The organism is uncultured Campylobacter sp. (assembly GCF_938030685.1).
Taxonomy (GTDB): domain Bacteria; phylum Campylobacterota; class Campylobacteria; order Campylobacterales; family Campylobacteraceae; genus Campylobacter_B.
Genome location: NZ_CALHHX010000063.1, coordinates 1 through 9054, shown reverse-complemented (window position 1 = coordinate 9054; position 9054 = coordinate 1). Strand labels below are relative to the sequence as shown.

At 47.4% G+C, this 9054-nt stretch carries 10 protein-coding genes; 5 read left to right on the top strand and 5 right to left on the bottom strand.

Annotated features, from left to right (window positions below; all coding sequences use genetic code 11):
* The 5 genes from hemA to Q0369_RS02960 form a co-directional block, all read right to left on the bottom strand.
* A partial coding sequence (gene hemA / locus Q0369_RS02980; protein ID WP_298095766.1) for a glutamyl-tRNA reductase occupies nucleotides 1-608 on the bottom strand: 608 nt, incomplete at its 3' end.
* Nucleotides 608-1600 (bottom strand): polyprenyl synthetase family protein, encoded by a 993-nt coding sequence (locus tag Q0369_RS02975; protein WP_298095763.1) that lies wholly within the window; start codon nucleotides 1598-1600, stop codon nucleotides 608-610. The genes Q0369_RS02975 and hemA, both read right to left, overlap by 1 nt.
* Nucleotides 1600-1845, bottom strand: coding sequence for a DUF2018 family protein (locus Q0369_RS02970; RefSeq protein ID WP_297995841.1), 246 nt, complete (start codon nucleotides 1843-1845; stop codon nucleotides 1600-1602). The genes Q0369_RS02975 and Q0369_RS02970 overlap by 1 nt, the downstream gene beginning before the upstream one ends.
* Nucleotides 1846-2782: 937 nt before the next feature.
* A complete protein-coding gene (locus Q0369_RS02965) occupies nucleotides 2783-3697 on the bottom strand; it encodes an HAD family hydrolase (protein WP_298095760.1) in 915 nt (304 codons plus the stop codon).
* Entirely contained in the window at nucleotides 3698-4057 is a 360-nt protein-coding gene (locus Q0369_RS02960; protein ID WP_298043104.1) for a hypothetical protein, read from the bottom strand.
* Nucleotides 4058-4248: 191 nt separating this feature from the next.
* Here Q0369_RS02960 and Q0369_RS02955 point away from each other — a divergent pair, with 191 nt between their 5' ends.
* From Q0369_RS02955 to Q0369_RS02935, 5 genes are all read left to right on the top strand, one after another.
* Entirely contained in the window at nucleotides 4249-5520 is a 1272-nt protein-coding gene (locus Q0369_RS02955; RefSeq protein WP_298095757.1) for an aminotransferase class I/II-fold pyridoxal phosphate-dependent enzyme, read from the top strand.
* Nucleotides 5520-5933 carry an Rrf2 family transcriptional regulator gene (locus Q0369_RS02950; protein ID WP_298095754.1) on the top strand — a complete coding sequence of 138 codons (414 nt, stop codon included), beginning with the start codon at nucleotides 5520-5522 and terminating at the stop codon, nucleotides 5931-5933. Before Q0369_RS02955 ends, Q0369_RS02950 begins: the two co-directional genes overlap by 1 nt.
* A gap of 9 nt (nucleotides 5934-5942) precedes the next feature.
* Nucleotides 5943-6857, top strand: coding sequence for a cysteine synthase A (gene cysK / locus Q0369_RS02945; protein WP_298095751.1), 915 nt, complete (start codon nucleotides 5943-5945; stop codon nucleotides 6855-6857).
* A 687-nt stretch (nucleotides 6858-7544) separates the two neighbouring features.
* A complete protein-coding gene (locus Q0369_RS02940; protein ID WP_298095745.1) occupies nucleotides 7545-8741 on the top strand; it encodes a replication-associated recombination protein A in 1197 nt (398 codons plus the stop codon).
* A gap of 2 nt (nucleotides 8742-8743) precedes the next feature.
* Nucleotides 8744-9054 (top strand): MmcQ/YjbR family DNA-binding protein (locus Q0369_RS02935; RefSeq protein ID WP_298095742.1); only part of this gene is annotated, 311 nt, incomplete at its 3' end.

Sequence of the window (9054 nt, the reverse complement as noted above, 5' to 3'; positions counted from 1 at the left end):
AGCAGGTGTTTGCACGCTAGCTCGCTCATCTCTCCCGCGCCCACTACCACGGCGTCCGCGCCCTGCAAGGAGCCCAGTCTATCCTTTGCCATCGCCACGGCGACGCTTGAGACCGAGATCGGATTTTTTGAAATTTCGGTTTGGTTGCGGATGCGCGCCGCGCACTTTAGCGCTTCATCTATCGCTCTTGCGATCTGCGCGCCGGCGCGAGCGTTTTGCATCGCGAATTTATAGGCGTCTTTGAGCTGGCCTACGATCTGCGTTTCGCCCACTACGAGGCTATCAAGAGAGGCTGCGACGGCGAAAAGATGGTGTATCGCGCCGTAATCCTCGTAAATATCGGCACGCTCGGCTAGCTCGTCGTAGCTCACGCCGCTAATGCGCGAAAGCGCCAAAAGCACGAACTTTTGCGCTTCGCTAAAGTCGCTTACGACGGTAAAAATTTCTACGCGGTTGCAGGTGCTTAGCACCAAACACTCCTCTATTGCGGAGTTTGAAGCCAAAAGGCGCAAAATTTCTTTCTTGCGCACGTCGTTTGAAAACGAAAGTTTCTCGCGCACCGTGATGTCCGTGTTTTTGTGGGTGAAGCTCACGCTCATATACGCCATCAAAACTCCCTATCTATCATATCTCGCACGATTTGCTCCAGCTTGTCGTTTTTAAATTCCGCCACGGCTTCGAGCGCTTTCTGCCCGTAGGCGCGAGCTTCGTTTATACAGCGCTCGATGATGCCGTGCTCGCTAAATTTCGTCTTGATCCATGAAATTTCGCTCTCGCGCAGCTGTTTTTTAAAAAACGTTTTTAGCTTTTGCCGCTGCGCATCATCTAAATTTTCATACAAATAGATGTAGGGCAGGGTGGTTTTACCCTCCGCAAAATCACTCAAACTCGGCTTGCCGAGCTTTGCGGAGCTTTGCGTGACGTCTAAGATATCGTCGATAATCTGAAAAGCAAGCCCTAAATTTTTACCGTATTCGCCGAATTTTGCGCTCGCGATTGAAATTTCATCATGATCTTTCGCGGCGTTTGGAATTTTGCTCTCGTTTTTTGTGCCGCTAATATCTGAAATTTCGCCGCGATTTTCTGCGCCGCCGAATTTCAAAAAAGCCCCACAGCGCGCGACTTCTTCTATGAGAGCGGAGGTTTTTAGATAGATCATCTGCAAATATTTGCTCGCATCGTCGTTGAAATCGTTGCTTAAGCTAACATCCATCAGCTCGCCCACGGCAAGCTTCGTGACGGCGCCCGAAAGCGCCGCGGCGATGCGACCCTCAAATTTGCTAAGCTCAAAATACGCTTTGGAATAGAGTATGTCGCCCAGCATCACGGCGTTTTTGGAGCCGTAGGTGGCGTTGATCGAGGGTTTGCCGCGGCGCACCGAGCTTTCGTCGATGACGTCGTCGTGCAGCAGGCTTGCGGCTTGAATGAGCTCGATGATCGCGCACAGACGTAGCGATTTTTCATCTTTTTGCGCGATGTTTAGTAGCAGCTTGGAGCGCAGTTTTTTGCCGGGGCTTAGCCTATCAAACATCTCGCTAGCGGGCTCATATCCGCAGTCTGCGATGAAGCTTTTCATAATTAAATCGATTTGATCTTGCATTATTCGTTATTGCTTAGGATATTTCCGCTCATTTGCAAAAATTTGTCGTTTAGCTCGTCTTGTAGATCCTGCTGTGCGATGAAGCTTTCGATCTCGCGCTCGCTAATGCCGCGCTCTTCGCAGAGCCGCTCACAGGCGATGAGGCGGATTAGAGCTTCTTCGATTTCGTTTTGCACTAAAGTAGGGCTTGCAGCGGATAAAATTTCAAAAAATTTCTCTCTTGGGCTACCTTCAAAAATATCCATTTACCTTCCTTAAAATTTCGCGATTATAGCAAATGTAAAATTTAATTTAGGTTAGGGCGCGGCAAACTATCGGGGCTTTTAAATAGGAGCGATTACGCAGATTTTGCGCTTGCGTGCGGTAAATTTTAAGCTTAAGCGCGGGATTTTGGGCTTTGAATCTCATAAATTTTAAATTTTACTTGTTTGTGAGATAGGCAGAGCAAGCGGAATTTAAAAATTTAATCTTGGTCGCGTGGCGGATTAAACGCGAAGCTTTGCAGAAGGCGGAATTTTAAATTTACAGATAAATGGCTTGATTTTTGCGGAAATTTTAAACTTCTGTGGCGCGAGTGAAATTTTAGGTTTCGATTGAGTGGATAGAATTCCGCTTTGTTTAAGCGGTAAAATTCTTGAATTTCGCGTAGGCGGAGAGGATTTTCGCTTTGCTTGTGCGGTAAAATCTTGATTTCTGAGCGGCGGATAAATTCTATTCTCACAAAATCTAATCGTGTGTATAACACAGATCAGGCTTTTTAAAATTTTAAAAAGCCGCCGCTTTGCGAGAATTTGAAATTTCATGGACGCAGCAAAATTCCAAAATCGCGTTTGGCATTAAATTTTAAGTCTGGTTTTCGAGGCAAATTTTAAATTAATCCGCGAGAGGGCGTCTTTAAATTTTTAAAATTCCGCCACCTTTTACAGATAGAATTTCATTTTTCGCGCAGATAAAATACCGCACCACAAAAGCTATTTTTAAAATTTCAAATTCCACTCGCGCAGATGAAATCCCAGTTTCTCGTGCTAGTGGAATTTTTCGCGCAAGGATCACTTTTAAATTTTAATTTCGCTTGCGTTGTGCGTGAGGATGGAATTCGCTCCGTTTTAAGAGCCTAAAACGCGATTTTACTCAGCTGCATACTAGATTTCTAATTAGCTCTGCCTCAAAAATCTAGCTGCTTTAAATTCCGCCGATGATTTCGCGCGCTTGCGCGATGCTTAGGGCATTGCGACTTAGTTCGCTAGGCTCACCAAAACCCCAGCATACCTGCAAATACTCAAGTTTTGCGCCTCTTAGATCTGCCAAGTTTGCCTGAAAACATCGCACTACTGCAGCTTGTGCGCTTTTCGTCGCTTCTGCTTTTGCGGAAATCTTAGCGCCTTTAAAGCTTAGCGTTGCCGCCCCGTCAGCATCTGTATCGTTAGGGCGGAATTTTTCATCTGCGTTAAGATTTTCTCCGCAAGAGCTTAAGCTTCCGCTGCTAGCGCTAAAATTCTTTCTATTAGTGCCACAGCTAGCATTTAAGCTCTCGCCGTCATTGCCGCCTTGAAATTCTAAATTTTGTAAAAATTCTGCGCCACGGATCGCGGCTAGCTCATCCTTTTTGCTATCGCCTAAAAAAATCGCGTTTTTGTGCGGCGAGCATGCAATTACGTGTAGCAGCATCGCAGGGTTGGGTTTTGATGGCATCTGCTCGTTCGCGCCTACGACCAGATCAAATAGCCTGCGCACCCCCGTTTTTTCTAAGATCGCGCTTAGGGTATAGGAAGGCGCATTAGAAGCGACTGCGAGAAAAAATCCTGCTTTTTTGCACGAGTGCAAAAGATCCTCGATACCCTCGTAAAGCACGGCAAAATCGCGGTAATTGCTTACGAATTCTTTCTCGAAAAAAGCAAGCTCTTCAGCGCTCGCTTCGGTTTTGCCGTAAAATTCCAAAAAGGCGTTTTTGCTCGGATCGTTGATGGTGCGGACGATGAAATTCTTTTGCAGTGGCGCTAGGCCGTAGAGCTCGCGGCGAGTGTTATTGACGCTGATTTCGATCGCGCGAGAAGAGTCAAGCAGCGTGCCATCCATATCAAAAATCACGGTTTTCATCTAATAATCCTTTAAAAAATCGATTTTGTGCTTGTCTTTTTTGTAACTCTTATTGTTTTTGAGCTTTTGCAAAGCGTTTGCTTCATGCTGTAGTGCCGATCTAAACGCAGCATCACTGGTCTGTCCTGCCTCGCTAGCATCAAGGACGTTTTTGGCAAAGCTTTCAAGCGCCTTGGTGTAGGGGCTATCGAGATTTGTAGCGGCCGCTTTAGATAAAATTTCGTAGTTTTTAGCTATTCGCTTCGCAAAAAGCTCTGCGTCGAAATCCTCGCGCTTTAGCAGTGCTACGGCGGATTTTACAAAGCGTTCTAGTGCGCGGATATATTTAACGCGCTCATCTTTTTCTTTGATTTGCATGATCTTTCCTTAATTAAAGCGCGCATTATAGCAAAATTCGAAATTTTGGCAAAATTACGCATATTGTAAAACTATATTTTAATAACATTTTTTCTATAAATCCTGTATTATAGGCATTTTAAAATCATATAAAAATACTTGACTTTATTTTAAAATTTCGCTATTATTCGCCAAATTTTTTACAAAGGACGAAAATGCAAAAAGAAACCCTCGCAACTCATTTTGGTTACGACTCCGTCGCAGGCTACGGCACGATGGCGGTTCCCATTTATCAAAGCACCGCGTTTAACTTCGGTTCTAGCAAAAAGGCCGCCGATCGCTTCGCGCTGCGTGATCTAGGACCGATTTATGGGCGTTTGACAAATCCTACTACTGATGTTTTTGAGGCGCGACTTGCGGCGCTGGAAAACGGCAAAGCCGCAATCGCGGTCTCTAGCGGGCAGGCAGCAATATTTTTTGCGGTGGCAGATTTAGCCGCAGCGGGCGAAAATATCATCATCGCCGAGAAAATTTACGGCGGCGCGACTACACTTTTGGCGCATACGATCAAGCGTTTTGGCATCGAAGCTAGGGTTTTTGACTCCGAAACTGCGGATAATTTGGAAGGTTTAATCGATGATAAGACTAGAGCGATCTTTTTTGAGACACTTTCAAATCCTCAAATTTCGGTTGCAAATACCGCTAAAATCGCTACAATCGCAAATAAGCACGGCGTAGTAACGATTGCGGATAACACGATCCCGAGCCCTGCGCTTTACAACCCGCTTGATGACGGCGCCGATGTCGTAATCCACAGCGCTAGCAAATATATAAGCGGACAGGGGCTTAGCATCGCTGGTGCAATCGTTTCGGGCAAGGGGTTAAATTCCAAACTCAAAGGCAATCCGCGTTACGCACATTTCAACGAGCCTGATGAGAGCTATCACGGCTTAGTTTATGCGGATTTAGTAGATAATTTTGATATTTATACGCTTAGGATTCGCTTGTCCTTGCTTCGCGACATCGGTGCGACGCTATCGCCGTTTAACGCGTTTCAGCTCATCCAGGGGCTTGAAACACTGCCGCTTCGCATGCAAAAGCACTCGCAAAACGCGCTAAAGATAGCAGAATTTTTGCAAAATCATCCGAAGGTAAAGCAGGTCAATTATCCGGGGCTTGCAAGCTCGCCGTTTAATGCCGCGATCAAAGCGAAATTTAAAAACGGCTATGCAAGCAGTCTGATGAGCTTCATCGTAGATAGCGAAGAAACAGCGCTAAAGGCGGTTAGCAAGGTTAAAATTTTCTCCGTCGTAGCAAATATCGGCGATACGAAGTCGATCATCACTCATCCTGCGAGCACGACGCATTCGCAGCTAAATGAGGAGCAGCTAAACCGCGCTGGCGTGCCTGCGAGCTTAATCCGCCTAAGCGTGGGTATAGAGGACGCGAATGATTTGATTTCCGATCTTAGTGAGGCACTGAAATAATGGCACTTTTAAGCACAAAGGGCGTTTATGGGCTGGCTGCGATTTTACAGATCGCCAAAGCTAGCGAAGTAGCGCCGATAAGTATAAAAGAGATCGCCGAGCGTACGGGAGTTTCTAAGAATTATTTGGAGCAAATTCTAAATACCCTTAGAAACGAAAAGCTAGTGTGTAGCATCAAAGGTAAAAACGGCGGTTATCACCTAGCCAGAGATGCTAGCGAGATTTCTTTCGGTGAGATTTTTACCGCTCTTGAAAAGGATCTGCGGATGACTAGCATTCAGATGAACGATCCTGGACTGCGGGCGTTTTTTGAGAAATTTGACGTCAAGCTGGCAGAGATATTTAACGAGCCTCTAAGCAGCTACGAGGAGATGATGGCGCGAAGCGTCCAGTATTTAAATTTCAGCATTTAAAGGAAAAATATGAAAATAGCAAACGATGTTACGGAGCTCATCGGCAATACTCCGTTAGTCAGAATCAATACGTTTGGCAAAAATGCCCTCATCCTAGCCAAGGCGGAATTTTTAAATCCGAGCCACTCGGTCAAAGATCGCATCGCGTGGCAGATCGTAAAAGACGCGCTAAGCTCGGGCAAGATCGATAAAAATAGCGTTTTGATAGAGCCTACCAGCGGAAACACGGGCGTAGGGCTTGCGATGATCGCAGCAAAGCTCGGTATGAAGCTAATTTTAACGATGCCAAGCTCGATGAGTATCGAGCGCCAAAAGCTCATCGCCGCATTCGGGGCTAAAATCGAACTAACCGATCCAAAATTCGGAATGAAAGGCGCGGTAGATAGGGCAAATGAGCTGGCTGCGAGCACTCCAAATAGCTTTATCCCGAGTCAGTTTGATAACCCAAGCAATCCAAAGGCGCATTTTCAAAGCACTGGACCTGAAATTTGGGAGCAAAGCGGCGGTAAGGTAGATATTTTAGTCGCGGGATTTGGTACCGGCGGCACACTCAGCGGCACGGCGAAATTTTTAAAATCTAAAAATCCAAACCTAAAAGCCTACGGCGTGGAGCCCGCTAGCTCACCGCTTCTTACGTGCGGTAGTGCGGGCGGGCATAAGATTCAGGGCATCGGCGCAAATTTTATCCCCGCTAATCTTGATAGAAGCGTCATCGACGGCTTTTTGAGCGTTGAGAACGACGATGCGTTTGCGGCGGCTAGACAGCTGGCACAAAAAGAGGGCTTGCTCGTGGGCATCTCAAGCGGTGCTAACGTATTCGCCGCCGCACAGATCGCTGCTAAGCCCGAAAACAGGGGCAAAGTGATCGTTACGATCCTCTGCGATACCGGCGAGAGGTATCTTTCTACCGAGCTTTTTAAATAGGCGGCGATTTTGCGTGGGCGCGGCGTTAGCGCGGTAACTTTTACGCATTTTACGCGGGCGCGCAGCTTCGCGAGATTAAATTTTACGCTGGCGCCGGAGTTGGCGCGATGAGTTTTGCGCGATCGCGCGGGTTATTGCGACGATGCGCGATTATATTTTACATTTTTTGCGTTACGTAGGCGATAGATTTACGCGATAGTTTCTGCGCGGGCGAGGTAATAGTCGCGATGATTTTATGAGGCGAGACGATTTTTAGCTTTGCTGATTTTGTGTTTATTAATTTACTAATTTAGCGGCTCGTCGCGAGATAAAATTTAGCCCCAAAATAGGGCTAAATTTTAAAATTTCGCCTCGCTCACAGACAATAATTTTTGGGCGCGCTATGTATGACGGCGCTTGCCGCATAGCAAGGCATTAAATTTTAAAATCGCTAGGCCCGCCAAATCTGCGCGATCCGTACGCCGCAAATTTTATATCGCCAGCCCGCACACGCGACATAAAATTTTAAAATCATAATCTGAAATTTTTAAGCTCGCTCGCGCGGCTAAAATTCCAAATTTGCGCCGCGCATAAATTTCAAACTCCGCTGTAAATAAAATTCCAAAATCCCGCTCTTTAAATTTAGCCGAATTTCAAAATTTAATCATAAAAACGCTATCATCGAGGCAAAATTTTTAAGGTTGTAAAATGAGTTTGAGCTTGAAATTTCGCCCCAAAAGCTTAGAGCAGATCGTGGGGCAGGGCAAGATCGTAGCAGTTTTTAAAAAATTCGTCGCCGCAGGCAGCATCCCGCACAGTATATTTTTCGGCGCCGCAGGCAGCGGTAAAACGACGATGGCGCGCGTGATCGCAAGCGAGCTGAACTACGATTTTTACGAGCTTGACGCCACGAGCCTGAAGGTCGAGGATATCCGCAAAATTCTATCCTCGCACGCGGGCTCGCTCATCAAGCCGCTCATTTTTATCGACGAGATCCACCGCCTCAGCAAGACGCAGCAGGAGGTGCTGCTAATCCCGATGGAGAACTACGCCGCGATCATCATCGGCGCGACGACGGAAAATCCGCAGTTCGTGCTAAGCAGCGGCATCCGCTCGCGCTCGATGATCTTTGAGTTCGAACCGCTTAGCTACGAGGATTTGGAGGCGCTTTTGGCGCGGGTACAGGGTGAGATCGGCTTTGAGATGGACGAGGAGGCGCGAAAATACCTACTAAACTCCAGCAGCGGCGATGCGAGGAGTATGTTAAATTTGCTAGAATTTGCGCTTTTGGCAGACAGCGCCATTACGCTGGATACGCTTCGCACGCTGCGCGCAAATGCCGTGGCTGCGGGCGTTAGCAGCGACGATCTGCATTACGAACTTGCCAGTGCGATGATAAAAAGCCTGCGCGGAAGCGACTCCGACGCCGCGCTGTATTATGTCGCAAGGCTGATAGATGCGGGCGAGAGCGCGGATTTTATCGCGCGCAGGATGGTGATCCTAGCTAGCGAGGACATCGGCAACGCCAATCCAAACGCCCTAAATATCGCTACTAGCACGCTAACTGCCGTCAGCAAGATCGGCTATCCCGAGGCTCGCATCATCTTAGGGCAATGCGCGATCTATCTGGCGCACAGCCCCAAATCAAATGCCGCGTATTTGGGCATCAACGCCGCTTTGAAGTTCGTCCGCTCCGCTGCGCCGCTGCCTACGCCGCGTTATCTCATCAACTCGGACAAGCAGATAGCGGATTACAAATACCCGCACGACTTCGGCGGCTGGGTCGAGCAGGCCTATATGAGCGAGGCGGCGAAATTTTACGAAAGCAAGGGGATCGGCTTTGAAAAGACGCTGGATGAGTGGCTGGCGCGATTGCGCAAAGAAAAGATCGATATCAAGGAATGAGAATGAACTTCAGCAGCGTCCTAAAACTAATGAAGCAGCGCTACGGCGCGGATGGCGAGTATCTATGGGATGAATATCCGAATTTTGCGGTTTTTCGTCACGCAGGAGGGAAACGCAAGTGGTTTGCGCTTCTGATACGCGGGCTTGCAAACGAAAAGCTCGGTCGCGTACTTCTTGGCTCAAGCGACGTGATAAATTTAAAAGTTTCGCCCGATTTGGCGGCAATTTTGCGTGACGAAAAAGGAATTTTTGCAGCCTATCATATGAATAAAAAGCACTGGATCAGCGTCTGCCTTGATGCGGTGCCGCGCGA

Excerpts from the sequence above, each read along its gene's own strand:
- Q0369_RS02955 (WP_298095757.1), top strand. The coding sequence starts at position 4,249 with ATGCAAAAAGAAACCCTCGCAACTCATTTTGGTTACGACTCCGTCGCA.
- Q0369_RS02970 (WP_297995841.1), bottom strand. The coding sequence starts at position 1,845 with ATGGATATTTTTGAAGGTAGCCCAAGAGAGAAATTTTTTGAAATTTTA.
- Q0369_RS02940 (WP_298095745.1), top strand. The coding sequence starts at position 7,545 with ATGAGTTTGAGCTTGAAATTTCGCCCCAAAAGCTTAGAGCAGATCGTG.
- Q0369_RS02965 (WP_298095760.1), bottom strand. The coding sequence starts at position 3,697 with ATGAAAACCGTGATTTTTGATATGGATGGCACGCTGCTTGACTCTTCT.
- Q0369_RS02950 (WP_298095754.1), top strand. The coding sequence starts at position 5,520 with ATGGCACTTTTAAGCACAAAGGGCGTTTATGGGCTGGCTGCGATTTTA.
- cysK (WP_298095751.1), top strand. The coding sequence starts at position 5,943 with ATGAAAATAGCAAACGATGTTACGGAGCTCATCGGCAATACTCCGTTA.
- Q0369_RS02975 (WP_298095763.1), bottom strand. The coding sequence starts at position 1,600 with ATGCAAGATCAAATCGATTTAATTATGAAAAGCTTCATCGCAGACTGC.